Annotated in this window: 15 protein-coding genes and 1 pseudogene; 11 read left to right on the top strand and 5 right to left on the bottom strand. The window is 70.7% G+C overall.

The window, feature by feature from the left end; translation table 11 throughout:
• Positions 1-758 precede the first annotated feature (758 nt).
• The 4 genes from ACFVYE_RS13140 (at position 759) to ACFVYE_RS13125 (ending at position 2680) form a co-directional block, all read left to right on the top strand.
• On the top strand, positions 759-1031 hold the full coding sequence (locus tag ACFVYE_RS13140; protein ID WP_383978323.1) for a hypothetical protein: 273 nt from the start codon (positions 759-761) through the stop codon (positions 1029-1031).
• Positions 1032-1141: 110 nt separating this feature from the next.
• Positions 1142-1414, top strand: a complete 273-nt coding sequence (locus tag ACFVYE_RS13135; RefSeq protein ID WP_383978320.1) for a hypothetical protein — start codon at positions 1142-1144, stop codon at positions 1412-1414.
• Between the two features lie 273 nt (positions 1415-1687).
• Complete coding sequence (locus ACFVYE_RS13130) at positions 1688-2110, top strand: YjbQ family protein (protein ID WP_383978316.1); 423 nt, start codon at positions 1688-1690, stop codon at positions 2108-2110.
• 54 nt (positions 2111-2164) lie between these two features.
• A complete protein-coding gene (locus ACFVYE_RS13125) occupies positions 2165-2680 on the top strand; it encodes a DUF5994 family protein (protein WP_383978313.1) in 516 nt (171 codons plus the stop codon).
• Positions 2681-3311: 631 nt separating this feature from the next.
• Here ACFVYE_RS13125 and ACFVYE_RS13120 read toward each other — a convergent pair.
• Both ACFVYE_RS13120 and ACFVYE_RS13115 read right to left on the bottom strand, forming a co-directional pair.
• Entirely contained in the window at positions 3312-4583 is a 1272-nt protein-coding gene (locus ACFVYE_RS13120; protein ID WP_389605476.1) for an LAETG motif-containing sortase-dependent surface protein, read from the bottom strand.
• A 519-nt stretch (positions 4584-5102) separates the two neighbouring features.
• Positions 5103-5503, bottom strand: a pseudogene (locus tag ACFVYE_RS13115) (VWA-like domain-containing protein); the annotation flags it as partial.
• Between the two features lie 66 nt (positions 5504-5569).
• Here ACFVYE_RS13115 and ACFVYE_RS13110 point away from each other — a divergent pair.
• Genes ACFVYE_RS13110 through ACFVYE_RS13100 form a run of 3 tightly spaced genes read left to right on the top strand, consistent with a single transcriptional unit; the run spans position 5570 to position 10021 of the window.
• Complete coding sequence (locus ACFVYE_RS13110) at positions 5570-5710, top strand: hypothetical protein (protein WP_389605474.1); 141 nt, start codon at positions 5570-5572, stop codon at positions 5708-5710.
• A 13-nt stretch (positions 5711-5723) separates the two neighbouring features.
• Complete coding sequence (locus ACFVYE_RS13105) at positions 5724-8723, top strand: BTAD domain-containing putative transcriptional regulator (protein ID WP_389605472.1); 3000 nt, start codon at positions 5724-5726, stop codon at positions 8721-8723.
• Positions 8724-8782: 59 nt separating this feature from the next.
• Positions 8783-10021 (top strand): FAD-dependent monooxygenase, encoded by a 1239-nt coding sequence (locus tag ACFVYE_RS13100; protein WP_383969642.1) that lies wholly within the window; start codon positions 8783-8785, stop codon positions 10019-10021.
• Between the two features lie 494 nt (positions 10022-10515).
• Here ACFVYE_RS13100 and ACFVYE_RS13095 read toward each other — a convergent pair whose 3' ends face one another.
• The gene (locus ACFVYE_RS13095) at positions 10516-11046 is read right to left on the bottom strand and encodes a MarR family transcriptional regulator (protein ID WP_322109492.1); all 531 of its coding nucleotides are present in this window, start codon (positions 11044-11046) and stop codon (positions 10516-10518) included.
• Between the two features lie 91 nt (positions 11047-11137).
• Between ACFVYE_RS13095 and ACFVYE_RS13090 the strand changes: the two genes are divergently transcribed.
• The 4 genes from ACFVYE_RS13090 to ACFVYE_RS13075 all read left to right on the top strand — a co-directional run bounded on the left by ACFVYE_RS13090 (position 11138) and on the right by ACFVYE_RS13075 (position 14123).
• Entirely contained in the window at positions 11138-11731 is a 594-nt protein-coding gene (locus ACFVYE_RS13090; protein WP_383969639.1) for a malonic semialdehyde reductase, read from the top strand.
• Positions 11732-11866: 135 nt separating this feature from the next.
• Positions 11867-13108, top strand: coding sequence for an MFS transporter (locus ACFVYE_RS13085; protein WP_383969637.1), 1242 nt, complete (start codon positions 11867-11869; stop codon positions 13106-13108).
• A 77-nt stretch (positions 13109-13185) separates the two neighbouring features.
• The gene (locus ACFVYE_RS13080; protein ID WP_383969634.1) at positions 13186-13707 is read left to right on the top strand and encodes a cupin domain-containing protein; all 522 of its coding nucleotides are present in this window, start codon (positions 13186-13188) and stop codon (positions 13705-13707) included.
• Complete coding sequence (locus ACFVYE_RS13075; RefSeq protein WP_383969631.1) at positions 13704-14123, top strand: VOC family protein; 420 nt, start codon at positions 13704-13706, stop codon at positions 14121-14123. The genes ACFVYE_RS13080 and ACFVYE_RS13075 overlap by 4 nt, the downstream gene beginning before the upstream one ends.
• Positions 14124-14647: 524 nt before the next feature.
• Here the strand turns inward: ACFVYE_RS13075 and ACFVYE_RS13070 are convergent.
• Positions 14648-19990 (bottom strand): tetratricopeptide repeat protein, encoded by a 5343-nt coding sequence (locus tag ACFVYE_RS13070; RefSeq protein ID WP_389605468.1) that lies wholly within the window; start codon positions 19988-19990, stop codon positions 14648-14650.
• Positions 19987-20802: a hypothetical protein gene (locus ACFVYE_RS13065; protein WP_389605466.1), complete on the bottom strand. Its 816-nt coding sequence runs from the start codon at positions 20800-20802 to the stop codon at positions 19987-19989. Before ACFVYE_RS13065 ends, ACFVYE_RS13070 begins: the two co-directional genes overlap by 4 nt.
• Positions 20803-21068: the final 266 nt, after the last annotated feature.

The following is a 21068-nucleotide window of genomic DNA, read 5'->3' as shown; positions in this document are numbered from 1 at the left end:
CAGCACGCCGCTGGGAGCATGCCGCCGACATGCGCAACGCCTTGTCGGCTTCGCGAGAGCCCCTCACCTACATCACTACCGCGACGGCAGAGCTTCCGGGAGCCGACTTGCTCACCGCAGTCACCCAGTGAGCGAGGGCGGCCGCCCCGGCTCGGCCCGCCTCGCCTTCAGTGCGGGTATGGCCGGTTGCCGGCCGGTGATGCCGAGGTCAGCAACGTGATCATCACTGAGCCCAGCGACGCGCTCACGGCCGTCGGCGCGGTCGTCTGTACCGTCGGCGCGCGGTCCGACGCGGCGGTCGTGGTCAGCGTTGGCAGGGGTGGTGTACCCAAGTGGCGCAGAGAGGCCAACGCCCTCACCGACACCCCCCGCAGCGCTGGAGGACCTCTTCTCACGCCCCGACCGCCGAGGGCGATAGGGCACGGGCCGCCCCCACGAACGCCTGGTCTCGTGTGGGTTCGGTGGACCGTCGGCCGGAGTACGGTGAACCCATCACGATATTTCGAGCGCTCCCACCGCTTGCCGGTATCCCTCTCGGTGAAAGCGAGAGGAACGCAAGCTTTCACAGCAGCGATGCCTTGCCGGAGTAGGAAGACCGGCGGTGGGTCCGGCCGGTTCATTCCTCCGTCCATCGGCAACTCGCCGCGGACAGCACGATAAGGGCGGTGAGGACGCCAACCGTTCCATGACTGGCGGCGGTAGGTGTGAGCCTTCGCCTCACCCCGTGGGCACCTCACCCGCCTGGCAAAGAGGCTGGCATGAGACCTGTAGAACCGATGCCTTCGGCAGGGATGGCCGAGGTCCGTATCGTCGCTGCATCCCCCGAGGCCGCCCGCCGCGTCACAGAAGTTCTGCGGCACTGCTTCCCTGCCACCGAACAGCGCAGCTACCCCGCCGGCCACGATGGCGGGACCCGCCTCCACATCACTGTGGACACCACGCACACGCCCGAGCCCAATGCGACGGCCCCGCCGTGGCTGGTGACCAGCAAGTCAGCCGCGCGTGACCGCCCGCATCCGGACGAGGTCTGAGGGAGCCGGGCCTCAGATAAGCAGCTGCGACAGAATCGGCTCCTCGCCGGGCATCCCGGCACCCCTCCGCCGCGATAAGCACGGCGCCTTTTCCCCCAGAGGTGGCAGTCATGGCATCACTAGCCGACCGGAAGGCGTACCGAGAGGAGATCATGCAGGCTCTGTACGAGGCCACTGAAGGCAACCGCCTTCTGGGGATCACCGGGGCGAAGCTGCTCCAGGAACTCGCGATCCCCCAAGAGGATCTGGCGGCCGCCTGCACCTATCTGGTCGGCGAGGGCCTGATCACGGTCGACTGGGCCGCGGGCAATACGCCGGTCATGATCACGCTGACGCACCAAGGCATTCGACGTATGGAGTCTGAAGAGGAAGAGCACGGTTGACGCGGAGCCCGGGCGACGTCTGAGCTGCCCGGACTACGCGGTGCCAGGTACTCCAGGTGCCGTTGGCCGGGGGCTGGACGCTGGACGCAAAGGGATGCGTCTGGGGCCGGGCAGGCGAGGAAGTCGCGGTCCAGGTCTCGCTTGCGGGACTCGGATGAGACGGCATGAGGGACCTGTCCAGGTACGGGAGCGTGTGCCCTTACCGGCGGAGTCCCGGAGGAACAACCCATCCGGCCGTCAGTGCTCGGGCTCCGCAATGGGTAACGGTGAACCATGGCTGGCACCTTCACCACCCGCACGATCAACATCACAACCGGCTCCACGGAGACCCTGCACGACCTCACGAACGCATGCTCCGCGTTCCTCCGAGAGGCCGCTCACGGGCGAAACGGACTGCTGAACATCTTCACCCTCCACGCGACGTCCGGCCTGGCCATCATCGAGACCGGCGCGGGCAGTGACGATGACCTGTTGGCGGCCCTCCGCAACATTCTTCCCGCGGACGACCGCTGGCAAGACCGCCACGGCAGTCCTGGCCACGGCAGGGCCCACATGCTCCCGGCTCTGGTCCCACCACACGCCACATTGCCCGTAGTCGACGGTGAGCTGGAGCTGGGGACCTCGCAGTCCGTCGTACTGGTGAACACCGACCGGGACAGCCCCGAACGCCAAGTCCGGCTGTCTTTCCTCAGCTGACCACACGACCCACGCGGCCCTGCGGCTGACAGTCCCCTGTCGGCAGCCGGTGCCGTGCGGGACCGTCCAGTTGCCCGTACGGGAGGCTCCGTATCGGTCCGGCTCTGCTCGACGGTGCGCGGTGGCCCCGCACTGACGGCCGTCCTCGACCCGCTGTGGGGGCGGATCACCCACGTCACGGTAAACCCCACGTTCTGGCCGGTCATCCCACGGAAGGTGCCCGTCGACGGGCATGTGGTGGGTGTCGGCTGGTTCAAGGCCGAGCAAGATCCCCACAAGCTGCTGCTGCTCTCCTACAACACCGGCCGTTGGGACCTGCTGGTGATTCCACCGGAGACCATCCCCGCCACAGCCGCCCGGCTCATGACGGAGGCCGCCTATCCGCTGGGCACCCTCACCGCGAGCGCCCTGATGGAGGAAGCGGAGCAACGCCGGATCGCGGAGGAGATGGAGCTGTCCCTGGTTTCGGTCTGGGACTCCGAAGGCGGCCATGGAGCAAGCCTGCCGACATCGCGTTCCCCCGCCCAAGCAATCGTTGCTCAGGTACCAGATGCGGTGGAAGGTATCTGAGTATCGTGGAAACCTTCGAGAGCGCGGCGTCGATTCCCGTCCCGCGCCGGAAGAAAGCCCCGGGCCAACAGCCACCTTCGGTACTCATGCCCCATCCGTGCCCTTCAGAGCGGTCAGCACCGGTCAATAGCGGTACTGAGGCACCCCCGGATGGCGCCCCCTCAAGGGCATTCCTACAGTTCAGAGCGGTTTATGGGGGCTGAGCGCCAGTGATTCCCAAGCTCGGAGCGCGAGTTCGACTCTCGTCACCCGCTCCATGAAAAGGCCCCAGGCCAGCGGCCGGGGGCTTCTTTGTTGTCTGGACCTGTCCGACCTCGCCGTGCCCTCCGCGTGCCCCAACTCCGAGAGAGAGGCGTAGCTCGTCTCGGGCACGAGGGCGGTGTGCCGCAGGCGGCCGGCGCCTCGGTACGGGAGTGCAGCAGACGCCAGGCGGGCTGCCGAGAAGGTCTGGACTGCCTGCTACGGGCCCTGCCGCCGCGCTCCGGACTCCGGTCCCGTAGGCGTTGGTCCGCAGGTGACTACGTGCCGGGGCGGCCGTGTCACCACAGCGGGCCCGACACCGCTCGGTGTCGGGCCCGCTGGGCGGTCGGCGCGTGGGCCGGGGTGCCTGGTCGGCACCCCGCCTCATGCGTCAGGCGTGGGAGCCGGCCTTGCGACGGCGTGCGACGATCACCGCGCCCGCGCCGATCGCCAGGGCCGCGCCGCTCGCGAGGGCGAGCTGCGACGTCGCGGAGGACGAGCCCGTGGCGGCGAGGCTGCCGTTCACGGGACCGGCCGACGCGCCGCTCTGCGGCTTGAGGTCCGAGGTGTTCGGCTTGGTCGTGCTGGGCTTGGCGTCGTCGACCTTGCCGGGCTTGCTTCCCGCGGCGGCGATCAGGAACTCGTAGCCCTCGAGGTCCGGGTTCCCGCCGCAGGTGCCGTTGTCGTTGAAGTAGTCACCGGCGACGAAGGTGACGCCGTTGCCCGCGGGGGCCGAGGCGTCGACCGTGAGGCGCATCTTGACGTCGGCGTGGGCACCCGCCTTCAGCGGGCTGATGGCGTCCATGTAGTGCTCGTTGTCGACGGTCTTCCACGTCGAGGACGAGGCGGACGACCACTGCAGGTGCACCAGGTCGTCGATGTCCTTGAGCCCGCTCTTGTCGGTCGCGTGGACGTAGGCGAACGGAAGTACCTCGTCCATCGTCTTGTCGGTGCCGTTGGTCACCCGGAGATTGAAGTTGACCTTCGTGCCGGCGACGACTGTGGACGGCAGACCCGTGACGACCGTGGTGAGCTTGGCCTCGGGGACGCAGTCCTCGCCGTCCTCACCCTCCTCCTTCGCCTTGGCCAGCGCCTTGTCGGCAGCGGTCTTGTCAGCGAGCGCCGCCTTGGTGGCCTTCTGCGCCTGGTCAAGCTTCCGGGCTGCGGCGACCCGCTCGTCGTCACGCGCGTCCAGGGCTTCCACGACCTTGGTATCGGCGGCGGCCTTGGCATCGGCGGCGGCTGCGGCGGCGGCTTCTGCCTTGGTGAGAGTCGTCGCCGCGGCGGCCTTCTCCTCCTCGGTGGCCGTCTCCGGGAGGGCGTCGACCGCCGCCTTGGCGTCGACGACCGCCTGGTCGGCGTCGGTCTTCGCGGTGGCGGCGTCGGCCGCTACGGCCTCGGCGGCCTTGACTGCCACGGTCAGGGGAGCGGTGTCGGACAGGAGCGCTTCCAGAGCCGCGCGGGCGGCACTCTCGGCTGCTACTGCGTCGTCGTACGCCGCCTTCGCTGCGGCGGCGGCCTTTTCCAGCTCCGCGATGGTCGGCTTCTCCTGCGTCTGCGCTGCCGGCTTGTCTTCGGCGAACGCGGGGGTAACTGACAGCAGGAGGGCGGGCGTGGTCACTGCGGCGGCAACAGCTGTGGCAAGAATCCGGCGAATCTTCACAAGAGCCCTTCGGGGTCCGAAAAGAGAAGAAGGGGTCGCAGCGGAATGGGACACGCAGATGCGACTTGAGGTGATCGTATGGCCGGGTCAACGGTCGACCGTCACAAGTTTTTCACCTGTTCCGGCCAACACCACAACACCGGGGCAGACAGAAAAGACGAAAGGGTGCAGTTGCTTTCAATGCCTGTACTTTCGCTGTGAGGAACGCCACACGGCCCTGGACGCGTCGTTCTAAGCCTCTCCGGCGCCGCCCCACCCGGCGAGCGCCTGCACCTGCGCGTACGCGACCCTGTCGCCGGCAGCGCATCTCATCTGGGCAGACATCGCCCATGACCTCGACTGTCCCGAAGACCTGGAGACACTGGTCCACTGCGCTCACAACCTGGACGGACGGGAAGAGAGCCGGGGCGTTTCCGTCGAGGAACTCAACCGGGAAGCAATCGAGGCCGCGAAGCAACTCCTGAGCAAGAGAACAATGGAGGTGCCCCAGGACTGACCACCGACTTGCCGCAACGGGGCGGCCCATCTGCAGGGCGGCGGGGTGTCCGGGACGTAGTCGGGGTTCTCTTCATCCGCAACACGGACGGGACGGGAGAAGAGACCGACAACGGTGCGGCAGGGCGGCTGCGCGGCGGGCCACGTGTCTGATTGTCCGTCAGAACAACGATCACGTCAGGGTGGGGCCGGGAGCGGAGAGCCCGGGCGAAGCCGGAGCGCAGATCCGTTCCCCCACCGCCGACCAGTTCGATGTTCTCGGCGCGGCAGAGCGGGACGGCGACCCCGGCCGCCGCGTCGCAGGAGATCACCGAGACCAGGTCACGCCGCCCGCCCACCGCCCGCGAGATCGCCGCCACCTCCAGCAGCGCGCTGCCCAGCTCGGCGTCGCTCACCGACCCGGAGGTGTCGATCACGACGCAGATGTCGGTGCCTGAGCGCCGAGTGATTCCCAAGCTCAGAGCGCGAGTTCGATTCTCGTCACCCGCTCCATGGAAAAGCCCCAGGCCAGCGGCCCGGAGGACGTCGCCGACGTGGTGGGGTTCCTGGCGGGCCCGCAGGGCCGGTGGGCGACCGGTCAGACCATCGGCGTCTCGGGCTGTACCTGCCTCGGGCCCCTGGCCACCGCGTGATCTAATCGCCGGAATGCGGTTCGGAATCCTCGGAGAGACTCGGGCGTGGCACGACGACGGCACCGAGGTGCCGTTGGGCGGCCCCGCACGGCGGGCCCTGCTGGCGCTGCTCCTGGTCCGCCCCGGCGCGGTCGTGCCGGCGGAGCGCCTGTCCGAGGAGATCGAGCCGGGCGGCACGGTGTCGGCGCACGCGGTGCAGTCCCAGGTCTCGCGGCTGCGTGCGGTGCTGCCCGCCGGGGCCACGATCGAACGGGTCGGCGCCGGTTACCGGATACTGCTCGAAGCGGGCGCCGCCGGAGACGCCGGGGACGCTGGAGGTGGCGGAGAAGCCGGAGGCGGCCGACGTGCCGGGGACGGCGAACTGGCCGTGGACTCCGTCCGGTTCGAACGGCTGGCCGACGAGGGGCGCGCGGCCCTACGAGACGGCGACACGGTACGGGCGGCCTCGGTGCTGCGGCAGGCGCTCGGCCTGTGGCGGGGGACCGCACTGGCCGGGCTCCCCGACAGCGAGTCGGCCCGCTTGGCCGCGGCGCGTCTGGAGGAACTCCGGCTCGCCACCGTGGCGGACCGGATCGAGGCCGAGCTGCGCTCCGGCGAGCCCCGTGCCGTCGTGCCGGAGCTGCGCGAGTTGGTCGGCGCGCATCCTCTGAGCGAACGGCTGGCCGCCCTGCTGATCCGCGCCCTGTTCGCCCAGGGCCGCCAGGCCGAGGCGCTGGTGGTCTACGAGGAGACCCGACGCCACCTGGCCGACGAACTCGGCGCCGACCCCTCGATCGAACTGTGCGCGCTGCACCGCGAGTTGCTGGACGCGGGTACCGCGCCCACGCCTGCCGCACCGCCATCACCCCTCACCTCCTTCGTCGGCCGCGGCACGGAGACCTCCGAGCTCGCCACCCTGTTGCGGACGGCACGCCTGGTGTGTCTCACCGGTCCCGGTGGCGTCGGCAAGACCCGGCTCTCGGCCGAGGTCGCGCGCGGGGCCGCGGCCACCGGCGACGACGTGTGCTTCGTGGAACTGGCCGCACTGCGCGACGGATCCGGCGCGGCACGGGTGCTGCTGAGCGCGCTCGGGCTGCGCGAGAACGGCCTCCAGATGGCGGCCGAGCCACAGACACCGCTCGACCGCCTGATCACGGCCCTGTCGGACCGCCCGCTGCTGATCGTCCTGGACAACTGCGAGCACGTCGTGGACGAGGCCGCCGCCCTGGCGGCGCGGCTGCTGACAGCCTGTCCGCGGCTGCGCATCCTGGCCACCAGCCGGGAGCCGCTCGGGGTCATCGGCGAGCACGTGTGGCAGGTCCGCCCGCTGGACGAGGACGCGGCCGTACGGCTCTTCGAGGACCGCGCCCGTGCCGTACGCCGGGGGCCCGCGCCCGACACCGGTGCCGTACGGCGGATCTGCGCCGCCCTCGACAGACTGCCGCTGGCGATCGAACTCGTGGCGGCACGGCTGCGCACCCTGGAGTTCGCCGAACTGGCCGGGCGTCTGGACGACCTGCTCGCCGTCACGGCCTTCGGCAGCCGCGGCGCCGACGCGCGGCACCGTACGCTGCGTTCCGTGGTCGCCTGGAGCTGGGAGCTGCTCTCGGAGGACGAACAGCGCGCGGCGCGCCGCTTCGCCGTCTTCGCGGGCGGCGCGACCGCGCGGTCCGCGCGCGAGGTGTGCGGCATGGACGGCGACACCCTGGAGTCGCTGGTCGACAAGTCGATACTGGAGGCTGTCGGCGGTGGGCGCCATCGCATGCTGGAGACGGTCCGCGCGTACGCCGCCGAGCGCCTGCACGAGTCCGGAGAGGAAAAGCGGATCGGACGGCTGCACGCCGCACATGTTCTGGACCTCCTCGGCAACGCTGATCAACACCTGTTGCGGGCCTCCCAGTTGGAGTGGCTGCCACGCGCGGCGGCCGAGGACGGCAATCTCGCCGCGGCGCTGCGCCGGGCGCTCGGCGCGCACGACCACGGCACCGCCCTGCGCCTGCTCGCCTCGGCCGCGACGTCCCTGTGGATCCGCGGCGTGTCCGCCACGGCCGCCGCGCACGCGGCGGCCCTGCTCGAAGCGGTGGGGGAGGAGTTCGGGGAAAGGGCTGCCGACGCGTCCCCGGACGCGTGGGGCGAGGAGTACGCGGTGTGCGTACTGCTCGCCGCCGCCACCTCCGCCGGACAGCCGGCCTGGCGCCGCCACCACGCTTCGGCGCAGCGGGCGTTGGAGGTCGCGTGGCCCGGCGACCGGGCCGGCCGCTACCCGGCCGCCCTGCTGCTCTGGATGATGCGGAACGCCGGAGAGGCCGACTCCGGGGCGGCATTCACGCTCGTGGCGGCCCAGCACTCGTGCCCCGACCCGTGGGGGCGGGCCGCCGCCGCGTACGTGTCCGGGTACGGGCCGCTGAGCGACGGCGACACCGAGCGCGCCGCGCACGACTTCCGTACCGCCGCCGACGGCTTCGGCGCCCTCGGCGACCGCTGGGGCTCGGCACTGGCCCTGGACGCCCTCGCCGGTCTCGCAGGGGCACGCGGAGACCGTGCGGAGGCGGTGGCGCTGACCGACCGCGCCCTCGCCCTCACCGGCGAGTTGGGCGCCCTTGAGGACTCCGCCGACCTCCTGGTCAACCGGGGCGACCAGCACGTCGGCCGCGACCCGGGCCAGGCGCGTGCCGACTACACCGAAGCCGCCGCCCTCGCCCGCGCCGGCGGTAGTTCCACCGGCCTCGGGGCGGCGCTGCGCGGGCTCGGCGACATCGCGCTCCTCGACGGCGACCTGGACGAGGCGCGACGGCTCTTCACCGAGGCGCTCGAACGGATCGACCCGCACTGGGTCAAGAGCCTGGGCAACCGGGTGTGCGCCCTGGCCGGCCTCGGCCGGGTCGCCGAGGCCCGCGGCGACCACGCCGCGGCCCGCGACCACTACCGCCGGGCCGCCGCATCCGTTTCCGGCCTCGGCCCTCGCCTCCCGGACACGCTCCGTCTGATGGGCCTGCGGGAAGCCGCCGTCGAGGCGGTCATGCGCGCGGGGTGAGCGGGGTCGGTGAGCGGTGTGCGAGCGCCCGGTGAGCGCACCCGGACAAGCTCTTCCCCGTGACGAACACGCGGAAGACCACGAAGCAGTTCACCAGCACCAGCACCCGCACCGGAAAGCTCTCGGTCCTCATCTCCGGCGCCTCCGTCGCCGGCCCGGCGCTCGCCCACTGGCTCCACCGCCACGGCTTCGAGGCGACGATCGTGGAACGCGCCCCCGCGCTGCGCGACGGCGGCTACGCCGTCGACTTCCGCGGCCACGCGCACCTGTCGGTGCTGCGCCGCATGGGCATCCTGGACACCGTCCAGCGCGCTCGTACGGGCATGGGCTCCATGTCGTACGTCAACACCACGGGCAAGCCCGTCGCGAAGCTGCCCGCCGACCTGTTCGCCGGGGACGTCGAGATCCTCCGCGGTGACCTGGCACGCGTCCTGTACGACGAGACGAGCCCGTACACCGAGTACCTCTTCGGCGACTCCATCACCTCGCTCAACGAGGACGCGAACGGTGTCGCCGTCACCTTCGAGCGCCACGCCCCTCGCCGCTTCGACCTGGTGATCGGTGCCGACGGACTGCATTCCACCACCCGTCGGCTGGCCTTCGGACCGGAGGAGGACTTCGTCAAGCACCTCGGTGTCTACTGCGCCATCTTCACCACCGCCAACCACCTGGGACTCGACCACACCGGCCACGCCTACCGCACCGCGAACCGGATGGTGGCGATGTACAGCGCCCGCGACAACACCGAGGCCAAGGCCGTGTTCTACTTCGGCTCCCCGGCCCCGGGCCTGGACCGCCACGATGTGACCCGCCAACAGACCCTTCTGGCAGAGCAGTTCGCCGGAACCGGCTGGCAGAGCGACCGGCTGCTGCACGACATGCGTCACGCGCCCGACTTCTACTTCGACTCCGTCAGCCAGGTGCGCATGGACCGCTGGTCGCGCGGCCGGGTCGCGCTGCTCGGCGACGCCGCGTACTGCCCGTCCTCGCTGTCCGGCATGGGCTCGGGTCTCGCCCTGGTCGGCGCCTACGTCCTCGCCGGCGAACTCGCCGCCGCCCGCGGTGATTACACGGTCGCCTTCGCCCGCTACGAGCGCGAGATGCGGGCGTACGCGGAAGGCTGCCAGAGGATGGGTGACGGTGTCGCCGGCCTCATGGTCCCCAGCAGCCGCTTCGCTGCCGCGGCCCTCAACCGCTACTACAAGGTCATGCCCTACCTCCCCGGCAAGAACATGGCGGCCAAGATCGCCCGCCGGGCCGCCGAGAACATCACCCTGCGCGACTACCCGTCGGCGTGACCCGCACGCCGACGTCCCCGCACTCAGCCACTCGCTCCATCCGACCAGGCCCGGCCGAGGTCCTTCCCGCGCCACGACGCGCCGCACGGCTGACCCGCGGGACGCGGGAGTTCTCCCGCCTGCTGGTTGCACCGAGGGCCGCGTCCCGCCGTGCGGGGCGCGACCGTCGATGTCCGCGACTACGACGGCCGGCCGCCACAGGGCACGGTGATGAGTTCCGTGGCGTGGCCTGCCGGGTCCATGAAGCAGACGCCGCGACCACGGCCACCCCGGCACGGCGGCGAGTCGGTCGTCGGACAGCCGGACATCTGGGCACCCCGGACACCGGGACCGCCACCGGCACGCGCCTCCACGGGAGTGGCGGCCCGAAGCCGCCTGTGCAGAGTGCGCTCCCTCGACTGAAGGCGAGCTCGGGCGGGGTCGTCGTCGGCATGGGTCATGCGCCTGAGGGTGCGACGGCCTGTCACCTCCGGCTCACGACTCTCGGATGGTCCTCACTTGACGGTGGTGTCCCCCAGGGTCTCCAGCACCTGCCGGAGGCCCTCGGCGGTCTTCTCGACCAGGTCGCGGTCCACATCGGCGAGCAGCCGTGCGTAGTTCGCCAGATGGTCGGCGAAGGCGGCCCGGGTGACCTCGTGTCCGTGTTCGGTGAGGCGGATCTTGATGGTGCGCCGGTCGCCGCCTTCGCGCACCCGCTCGACCAGGCCCTTGGCCTCCATCTTGTCGATGCGGTTGGTGATCGCGCCGGAGGTCACCATGGACGCCTTGAGGAAGGATCCGGCGGTGAGGGCGTAGGGCGGCCCTGAGCGCTGCAGTGTGGTGAGTACGTCAAACTCGCCGTGCTCCACTCCGTGCGCGGCGGCCGTGGCCTTGGCGGACTTGTCGACCACCCGGGCCAGCCGCTGGATCCGCCCGAAGAGCTCCACCGGCCAGAGATCCTCCACCACGTCGGGGCGCTCCTTGGCCCACTGACCGATGATCGCGTCCACGGCATCGCTCATCGCCACATTCCTCTCAATGGACACCTTCTCAACGTTAAGAGACTTGACGTTGAAGGAGTCACGCTGCTTTTATCTCAACGTTGAGATTATCAAAGCTGAACGACAGGAGCACTCGATGTCCTCGCTCGCCCTCCATCCCGCCGCCCAGGACCTCCTCTTCCGTGAGGCCCGTACCGCCCACACCTTCACCAGCGAGCCGGTGACCGAGGAGCAGGTCCGGGCGATCTACGACCTGGTGAAGTACGCCCCCACCGCCTACAACCAGTCGCCGCTACGGATCGCCCTGGTCCGCTCGGCCGAGGCCCGCGAGCGGCTCGCGCAGCACATGGACGAGGGCAATCGGGCGAAGACCTCGGCCGCGCCGCTGGTCGCGATCCTCGCCGCCGACAACGAGTTCCACGAGGAACTCCCCGCGCTGCTCCCGCACTTTCCGCAGGCCAAGGACGTCTTCTTCGCCGACCGCCCGGTCCGCGAGGAGTCCGCCCTGCTCAACGCGACGCTCCAGGCGGCGTACTTCATCCTCGGCGTGCGCGCGGCGGGGCTGGCCGCGGGGCCGATGACCGGGTTCGACTTCCCGGGTGTCCAGAAGGAGTTCCTGGACGACGACCACACGCCGCTGATGGTCGTGAACATCGGCCGCCCCGGCGCGGACGCCTGGTACGCGCGCTCACCGCGGCTCGCCTACGCCGAGGTCGTCACCACGGTCTGAGCGACCTGCTCCACCGAGCCTCCCTGGCTGCTCGGACCACCGGAGCCTCAGACCGTCGGAGCCTCGGACCGTCCCGACCGCCTCGGCGCATTCGCGAACCGTCCGCGCCAACCGCCTCACCTTCCGGAGCCCGCCATGCCGCTGCTCGACCGAACCCACCCCCGCCCCACCGCGCAGACACCGGCCCCCGCTGCCGCGCGGGAATCGCGCCATGTCCCCACCGCATGGCTGGCGTTGCTGGCCACGCCGCTCGCCGCGAGCGCCAACAGCCCGGTCCTGATCCTCCCCGACATGGCCGACTCGCTCGGTATCCGTACAGCCACGGCGACCTGGCTCGTCACGGCGTTCGCCTGGGCCGTCGCCGTCGGCACTCCGCTGATGGCGGGCCTGCAGCGTCGCCGCGGGCTGGGCAGCACGCTCCGGCTGAGCACGGCCCTGATCGTGGCCGGCACCGCGGTCGTCGCCGTGGCGCCTTGGCTGCCGCTGGCCATGACGGGCCGGGCAGCCCAGGCGATGGGCGGCGCGGGCCTGGTCACAGCGGCGATGAGCCTGGCGGGCTCGGTCCGCAGGATGGGCGTGATCACAGCAGGCTTCGGGACGCTGGGCGCGGTCGGGCCGCTGCTCGGCTCGGCGATCGCGAGCACGGCCTCCTGGCGAGCGTCCCTCGCCGTCGGGGCGGTCGCACTCCTCGCCCTGCCGGCCGTCATGCGCCACGCCGACCTGTCCGCACCGCAGCAGAGCTCCCCCTTCGACGGCCGGGGCGCCGCCCTGCTGGCCCTGATGGCGACGGCCCTGGTACTCATCCCGCGCTACCCGCTCCCGGCTGTGACCGCCTCGTTGGTGATGGCCGCGCTGCTGGCCCTGCACATCCGGTCCAACCCCACAGGCTTCGTCCCGGCATCGCTGCTGCGCACCAGGGCGTTCGTTCTCTCCGCCGTGCTCGCCTGCACCTTCGCGACCTCGTACTTCACGCTGCTCTTCACCGTCCCGCAGCTGCTGCGGGACCGTACCGGCTGGTCGACCTCCACGATCGGCACCGGCCAGTTGGTCGCCCTCCTCGCAGGGTCGGCGCTCTCCATGGTGCTGGCCGCCGCCTCGGCCCGGATGAGCCGCCCGCGGATCCTGACGATCCTGCTCACGGCCGGAGCCCTGGCTCCGCTCACCGCAGTACTGACCCCCTGGGCGCCACTGCTCCTGCTGGTCGCGACGCTGGCCGTCTTCACGACGAGTGCGGGCCAGGCGACTCTCGCGGTGTTCGCCACCCAGGCCGCGCCGACCGCCCAACGCCCCACGGCGATCGGCCTGTTCAACCTCTGCTACCAGCTCGGCGGCGCCTTCGGCCCGGCGATCGCGGCCCTGATCACCATGGGCGGCTGAATCACCCTGCCCCGGTCTCCAGCGCGACGCCGGAGACGACCTGTACGACGGCCATTCACAATCCAAGGATCATGATCATGAACAAGGAGACACCCACCATGTCCGCGTCCAAGACTCCGCCGGCGGCGCTACTGACCCGCCACGCAGATGCCGAGACCTGTGCCGACCCGAGCAGTGTGATGACTCTTCTGGCCGACTCGGACGGCACGGCAGGCGGCATCACGAGCTACCGGTCCACCTTCGCCGAGGGCGCGACAGGGGCGCCGGCCCACTTCCACACCAGGGCGACGGAACTGTTCTTCGTGATCAGCGGAGCTCTGCAGGTTCTGGTGGGCGAGGAAGTCACCGTCCTCGAGGAAGGCGACTTCCTCGCGGTGCCTCCCCACACCCCGCACGCCTTCGCGGCTGCCCCGGGCTGTGCAGCGGATGTCCTCTTCGTCTTCACCCCCGGCATGGGCAGGTTCGACTACCTGCGCCTGCTCGGCCGGGTGATGCGTGGCGAAGCGGACCCGAAGGAGATCGCCGAGTCCTCGGAGCGTTTTGACAACCACTACGTCGACAGCGCTGTCTGGCGCGCGGCGCTGGAGCGTTCCGCGTGATCGACTCCACGACCCCGATCCGGGTGGCCCGGCCCTCGCGGGACCTCGCCGCCGCAGAACGCTTCTACAGGGACGGCCTGGGTCTGACCGTCCTGTGGCGGACGACCGAGCGTGTGCCGGGCGAGCACGACCTGCTGATGCTCGGCCCTACCGGCGGCACCTGGCATTTCGAGCTCACGCATGACCCGGACCACCCACTGGAGCCGTCCCCGACGGTGGACGACCTGTTCGTGGTCTACCTCGGCAAGCCCGTGGACGAAGCCCTGATCGACCGCCTCGCGGCGGCCGGCGGTACCCGGGTCCCGGCACACAACCCGTACTGGGACGAGCACGGAGTGACGATCGCCGACCCGGACGGCTACCGCCTCGTACTGTGCTCACGCACCTGGGCACAACAAGCGTCCGACATCTCATGAGCGGAGCCACAGCGAGGCCGGCGGGAACCGGGCACGATGCCGCCGATCCTTGACGCCATGGAGCACTCTCATGGATCGAATCAAGTCGAAGGAGCGAGGAGCCACGGAAATGGGTGGTGCCTGATCCGTGAGGCACACAGGCACCTGGCGCCAGGGTTTCCTCGCTCAGGACAGGCGCCGCACGGAATCGGCGGCCGTGCCACAACGTGCCGGCGGAGGCGGTAGACAGCGGTCGACAAAGGAGTCGGCGCAGCACTTCGACCGGCCCTTTCCGGGCCGTTTGCGCAGGTCAGCGACCATACTCACCCCCAAGTGCCGAGTGATTCCCAAGCTCGGAGCGCGAGTTCGATTCTCGTCACCCGCTCCTCTTGCAGCCCCAGGTCAGTGGCCTGGGGCTCATGCGTTGCCGGGATCCCCCACCGGTCAATGAATCCGAGCAGGTCAGCCCTCATGCAGCCGCCCGAGCACCGTCGCTTATCAAGCCGGGAGCGCGACAGGGAGGACTGCGCGAGGCCGGCGCGGGGTCAGTACAGCTCGTGGTCGCCCCGTCTCAGGCCACGTTCGGCCTTCTCCAGCTGACTCAGGGCCAGGCCCAGGCCATTGCCGTTGTCCACCGCACGGCAGGCGGCGACGGCCCGCCGGTTGACGAGGACGGCTTCCTGGTACTGCCGTACGTCCACCAAGGTGCCGCCCAGCAGGACGAGTGCCCAGGTTTCCCCCAGCCGGTCTCCGGCTTCCTGGTAGACCGCGAGAAGCCGTCGGCACACGGGGAGGGACTCCTGGGACCGCCCCGCCTCCACGAGGTCGACGCTGAGCTGGAACACCAACTGCTGCTCGACCTCGGGTCCCTGTGCCCTGCCGTACAGGGCGGCGGCCTGCATGCCGACGGTGGCGGCCTGCTCGTACCGGCCCGCCTTGAACAGCGCCTGGCCGAGGGAGCGCAGCGCCGTGCGCCGGGAGCTCTCGGCGCCGATCTCCTGAAACGCCACGGCGGCCCGCAGGTAGGCGGTGGCAGCGTCCCCGTTCCGGCCCACCTTCATGAGCGTGTTGCCGAGGTGGAAGCTGCTCCTGCCGAGGCCGTCGCCGTCGCCGACGCCGTCGTAGACCCTCACGGCCCGCTGGTAGGCGGTGACGGCCTCCTCGAACCGGTTCAGTCCCAGCAGTCCGCGGCAGAGGTTGAGGAGCGCGGAGCCTTCGAGAGAGGGGAAGCCGATATCCCCCAGGATGCGGGCGGTCCGCTGGTACGCGGTGACGGCCTCCTCGTAGCGCTCCTCCTCCAGGAGAACCTCGCCGAGGGCGTAGAGGGCCGTGGATTCGAGGCGTTCGTCACCCGCCTCGCGATAGCTGGTGATCGCCCGCTGCGAGGCGGCTACGGACTCCTCGATCCGCCCCACGGCCCTCAGGGAGCGGGCCAGATGACGCAGTGCCTGGCCTTCTCCGCTCCGGTCGCCGTTTTCGCGGAAGAGGGCCGCGGCCCGCTCGCAGACGGTGACGGCCTCCTCGTGCTGCTCGTCGCTCTGCAGACCTTGACCGAGGTATTCCAGGGCATGGGCCTCGTGGCCGCCGTCACCGAGCTGCCGGTAGATCTCGGCGGCCCGTCTGCTGGCGACGATGGACTCCGCGTAGCGGCCCGTCCGGCCCATGTCCGCGCTCAGTGCGCTCAATGTCTCGGCTTCGCCGGAGAGTTTGCCCGCGTCACGGTACGCCTCGGCGGCCCGTCGACGGGCGGCGACGGACTCCTCGACGCGTTCCAGCCCCTCCAGCGCTCTGCCGAGGCCCGCCAGTGCGGCCCCCTCGCCGCCACGGTCGCCGTTCTCGCGGCAGAGATCTGCGGCCTGCTCGCAGACAGGAACCGCCTGCTCGAACCGGTCCATGTGCAGGAGGGAGACGGCGATGCCGAGAAGCGCCCTGTCCTCGTTCTGGCGTTCGCCGGTCTCCCGGCAGATCGCGAGTTCCCGTTCGTAGGCGTCAGCGGCCTCGGCGTACCGCCGCACCGAGAAGAGGTTGACGCCGAGGCTGTGCAGCAGTGTGCCTTCGCGCGCGCAGTTGCCCGCCGTGCGGTACAGGGCGACGGCCTGCTCACAGGCGGTGACGGCCTCCTCGTACCGTTCCGCGTTCGTCAGTGCCTCGCTCCGGTTGGCCAGCGCATCGGCTTCGCGGCCGTGGTTGCCCGCCGCGCGGTAGAGGGCGGCAGCCTTCCCGCACGCGGCGGCGGCCTCCGCGAACCGGCCCGTCCCCGCACAGGCACCACCCAGATTGATCAGCGACAGGGCTTCGTCGTCGCGATCACCGGCCTCACGCAGGAGGGCGACGGACTGCTGGGAGGCGGTGAAGGATTCCTCGAATCGCCGCAGGCCTATCAGGACGCCGCCGAGCCTGCCGAGTACCTGGCCCTCCCGCTTGCGGTCGCCTGTCTCGCGCAGGAGGGTGGCGGCCCGCTCGTAGGCGGGGACCGCCTCCTTGGGCCGGTTCAAGCTGTACAAAGCGTTGCCGAGGTTGTCCAGAGCGTCCGCCTCGCCACTGCGGTTGTCCTTCTCTCGGTAGACGGCGGCGGCCTGTCGGGTGGGCGCGAGGGACTCCTCGATCCGTCCCAGCTTCAAGAGGGCGTCGCCGAGGTTGTAGAGCGGCGGGCCCTGCAGGTTGCCGTGGCCCTCCTCGAAGAGGGTGTAGGCCCGTCGGCTGGCGGAGACGACCTCCTCGTACCGCTCCGCCGCCATCAGCGCGACACCGAGGTTGTTCAGCGCGGCGGCCTCGAGGTGCCGCTCGCCTGTCGACTGATAGACGTCCACGGCCCGCTGACAGGCGTCAGCGGCCTCGTCCGTCCTTTCCAGCCGGGACAGGAACCTGCTGAGGTTGATCAGCGCGGCGGCTTCCATGGTGCGGTCGCCGTCCTCACGGAAGAGGTCGGCAGCCCGCTTGCTCGTCGTGACCGCCTCCCCGAACCGCTCCATCCTCTCCAGGGCGTCGGTGAACGCGTTGAGCAGGTTCGCCGCGCCCTGAGGGTCACCGGTCTCCAGGAGGACGGTCGCGGCCCGATCGACGGCCGTGAGGGACTCCTCGAACAGCCCCAGCCTGGCAAGAGTCCAGCCGATGTCGTTCAGCGACGCTGCCAGGCGGGGGAGGTCGGCGTCGGGTCCGGCCTCGTCCAGCTGCCGGTACAGGTCGGCGGCCTCCCGCGTGGCCGCCAGAGCTTTCTCCCGGTAGCCCGGCGACGGGATGAAAATCCGGGTCAGGTCTTCCGCACTCTCGGGGAGATGGATGGCGGGGTGGGCCCCGACCCGCTGGCGGTACAGGTCGGCGGCTTCCCGGAGGGCTGCCCAGGACTGCTCCTCGCGGCCCAGGTGCGACAGCCGAAGGCCGAGACTCTCCAGCGACTTGGCGAGGCCGAGGTGATGGGCGGCGAAGTTGGTCTCGGCCAACTGCCGCTGGATGGCCACGGCTTCCTCGGTCGGAGCCAGGGCCTCTTCGTTTCGGCCCACTGCCGAGAGGAATGCGCCGAGGTTCAGCAGCGCGGTCGCCAGGTCGGGCCCGTGGGCGGCGGGGTTCGCCTCGGCCAGTTTCCGGAGCAGGCCGGTGGCCTCCCGGGTGACCGCCAAGCCCTCACCGGTACGACCTACGCCGAGCAACGCGCGCCCGAGGTTGTTCAGCGCCCCGGCCAAGTGGTGGGACTCGGCGGCGGGGTCCGCCTCGGCCAGGCGCCGGAACAGGTCGGCGGCCTCCTGCGCGGCGGCCAGGCCCTCCTCCTCGCGGCCCGCATCGGTCAGATGCATGCTGAGGTTGGCCAGCGATCCGGCGACATCGCTCCGTTGGGCCGCGGGGTCGTCGGCTGCCAGTTGCCGCTCCAGACCGGCGGCCTCCTGGAGGGCGGCCAGCGCCTCTTCCCGACGGCCGTACTCCGACAGCCGGTTGCCGAGGCCGGTCAGTGACCTCACCAGCCTGTTCCGATGGGCGGCGGGGTCGGCCCCGGCCAGGCGGCGGCTGATCGCCACGGACTCCTCGGTGAGGAAGAGCGCCTCCTCCGGGCGGCCCACGTCGGACAGCCGCTCGCCGAGGTTGGCCAGGGAGGTCGCCAGGCGGCTGAGGTGGCCGAGACGATCGGGATGATCGCGTCGGCCGGGGTGATCGCGATGATCCGGGGCGTCCTCGACGAGTTGCCGGTGCAGACGGACGGTCTCCTCGGACGCGGCGACCGCCTCCTCCCTGCGGCCGGCGTTGGCGCGGCGCCACGCCAGGGTGCCGTACAGCCAGGCCCGTTCGCCGGGGTCCTCCGTGGCGGACAGGCGGTGGGCGATCAGGACTTCCATGACCGCGAGGATGCCGATGTCCAGGTTGGCGTCGCGGCCCTCGGGCAAGTGGGACTCGACGGCCTCCAGTGCGGCCAGCAACTCGGGGCCGATGGGGCCGTCGTCCGGGCCGCTCGTGTCACCGAGGGCGGCGAGCGCGGTCAGGGCGGGGCTGCCGGCGGCGATCGCGAGGCCGGGATCGCGGCGCAGCAGTGGGTACAGGACGTCCTCGCCGATATGCGCCCAGCGGTCGGCGGCCGACGCGAGGAAGGTCACCGCGCGCGGGGCGATGACGGGCCGCAGTTTCTCCTCAGCGGTCAAAGAAGCGGGGGCATCGCTCGCCCAGGGGTCGGGTTCGTAGGAGCTGATGTCGTGCCCGGGGGTGAGCAGGCCGAGGAAGTCCTCCGCGAGCCGGTCGGGACAGAGGGGCTCCAAGACCGATGCCCGGTCGACGGGCGGGTAGCAGAGCCGGTGATCGTCCAAGACGTTGAGTGGTTCGGGCAGCCGCAGTCTCTCCAGGGCCTGCATCCCCACGGCATGGCTGACCGCTCCCGTGAGCACCGCTGTGAACACGGTCTTGGCCATGACGGACTGCTTGGTCCGGTAGTCCTGCCCCTCCCGTCCGGCGTCGACAAGCTTTTGCCACGCCAGGCGTTCGCGGTCGAGGAGGTACGCCGACAGGTGGTGCGGCTCGGACAGGGACGCCTGTGCGCCCCGTTTGCGGGCGTCGACAGCGACCAGGGCGGCCATGTGCAGGTTCAGGGGCAGGCCGAAATCACGGTGATCGAGGGAGCCGAGCGGCTGGATGCTCGCGGCGTCCGACAGGCCGTACAGGTCGGCCTCGGCGTAGCGGTCGCGGGCGGCGGTGAACATCCGCAGCCTGTCCTCGGCCAGCGAGGGAAGTAGCAGGTCTTCGGCGGCGGCACGGCGATCGGCCAGTTCGGCCCGGAGGGCCGCGAACCAGCGGACGGTCCGGCCGATCAGCAGAACGCGGGTGGGGCGCCGTTCGCGGAGAACGGCGTAGGACAACAGTTGTTCCAGCTCGCTGTGCGCCCATCGGTCCGCGTAGTCGACGACCAGGAGGACTCGGGCCGTGTCGCCGGGCGGGGCAATGCCATTACGTGGGAGGGACGGGCCGGGGAAGACACCCTGGAGCCCCGCTTGCAGGACGTGCCATCGCTCCTTTCCCCGCAGGCTCCGGGTCTGTTCGGCGAACTCCGTGGCGAGCCGGGTCTTGCCCTGCCCGCCGGGGGCGTGCAGCAGCAGGACCGACACGTCCTCGTCCCCGGTGTCCCGCCATTGCCGCAGCCGCTCCAACTCGGCTTCCCGACCGACAAAGGGCACGACCTGGCTGCGCGCGTCCAGCAGGCGGCTGGGCTGTGCCATCAGCTTGGCGGCGGAAGGGGCGGCGGGGGAGGAGAACGCCTCGATCGTGGGCAGGCGCGAGCCGTAGATGTTGTTGACCGTGGCTGTCGCGCCCGGGCCCTGGGCGATCGCACCGCCGTGCGATGCGTGCCCCTCGTAGTAGTACCGGGGGGCCTCGGAGTCCTCAGGGGTCTCGGGATTCTCAGGGTGCCCGGTCACGGTTGGCCGCCGTTGTAGTTGTTGACGGTCGCGCTGGCGCCAGGGCCCGCGGCGCCCGCGCCGCCCGGCGCCACATGCTGGTTGTAAACGTCCCCCCGCGCCGCTTCCCCGCCGGCCCGTCCCTCCGGGGCAGCCTCCGGCTCCGGCTCCGGCTCCGGCTCCGGCTCCGGCTGCGGCTGCGGCCCCAGGTCAAGTCGCCGTACGTCGGTACCCGGCGCCCAGATCCATGCCTCCCCCCGGTGGTCCTTCACCTCGACCCGCACGTGCCGGAACTCGTCCGCCCGGACGCTGGTGTACGCCTCGGCCTTTACGACGTCGAGGAAGACAGGCTCCGAAACTCCAACGGCCAGGCAGACATCCGGCGCCTGCACGAGAGCGGCACTCAGGGCCGCGCAGTCGAGGATGCGGCGGAGCTCTACCGGAGTCCGGCCGACGAAACCGTTGGCACCCGGCGAGGCCGGGCCGAAGTGGACGGCCGCCCTGAGCCGGAGCCATGCCTTCCGATTCCGGTTGTGGTTGAAGGTCCTCAGACGGGCATCCAGGTTGCGCATGAACGCGTCGACCAGGCCCGGCTCGGAGGCGCCTGCGGGCAGGACCGCGAACAGCGAGTCCCCGCCCTCCTGCGTCACCCATCGCCCGCGGTTCAACCGGGCGGCGTCGGCCGCTTCGCCCAACAGCCGGGGGATCGCCTCCTGGAACTCGCGTTGCGTCACCTCGTCGGCGCGGCCGTATCCCTCCGCATCGACCGACAGCAGCAGCCTGCGCTCGAACTCTCCCATGCCGCCCCGCCCATCCGGACTGTTCCTTGTCATGACACCTCTCGGGATACACGTACTTCATGGGGGAGCATGCCGTTTCACTCAAATGCCCTGCCAATCCGCGGAGTTACTACACTCCAGCAGGGTTGACCGGTATCGCTGCGGAGCCTCCCGGGGGAAGGAATCGGCGCCCGCTCCCCCGAGTACGGACGCCGACACTGAAGTCGTACACCCACGCCCCGGTGTGAACCCTGTGGAAATACGGATTGCCGAGATCTGACCGCTCCCGAAGTCCCGAGAACCCACAGAAGTGACTGGTT

It is taken from the genome of Streptomyces sp. NPDC058239 (assembly GCF_042882185.1).
GTDB lineage: Bacteria > Actinomycetota > Actinomycetes > Streptomycetales > Streptomycetaceae > Streptomyces.
Note: the sequence above shows the minus strand (reverse complement) of the source record. Positions and strands in the feature narration are given on the sequence as shown.

Bases quoted from the DNA above. Each gene is read 5' to 3' on its own strand.
- ACFVYE_RS13140 (WP_383978323.1), top strand. From the start codon at position 759: ATGAGACCTGTAGAACCGATGCCTTCGGCAGGGATGGCCGAGGTCCGT.
- ACFVYE_RS13135 (WP_383978320.1), top strand. From the start codon at position 1,142: ATGGCATCACTAGCCGACCGGAAGGCGTACCGAGAGGAGATCATGCAG.
- ACFVYE_RS13130 (WP_383978316.1), top strand. From the start codon at position 1,688: ATGGCTGGCACCTTCACCACCCGCACGATCAACATCACAACCGGCTCC.
- ACFVYE_RS13110 (WP_389605474.1), top strand. From the start codon at position 5,570: ATGGAAAAGCCCCAGGCCAGCGGCCCGGAGGACGTCGCCGACGTGGTG.
- ACFVYE_RS13105 (WP_389605472.1), top strand. From the start codon at position 5,724: ATGCGGTTCGGAATCCTCGGAGAGACTCGGGCGTGGCACGACGACGGC.
- ACFVYE_RS13090 (WP_383969639.1), top strand. From the start codon at position 11,138: ATGTCCTCGCTCGCCCTCCATCCCGCCGCCCAGGACCTCCTCTTCCGT.
- ACFVYE_RS13085 (WP_383969637.1), top strand. From the start codon at position 11,867: ATGCCGCTGCTCGACCGAACCCACCCCCGCCCCACCGCGCAGACACCG.
- ACFVYE_RS13080 (WP_383969634.1), top strand. From the start codon at position 13,186: ATGAACAAGGAGACACCCACCATGTCCGCGTCCAAGACTCCGCCGGCG.
- ACFVYE_RS13065 (WP_389605466.1), bottom strand. From the start codon at position 20,802: ATGACAAGGAACAGTCCGGATGGGCGGGGCGGCATGGGAGAGTTCGAG.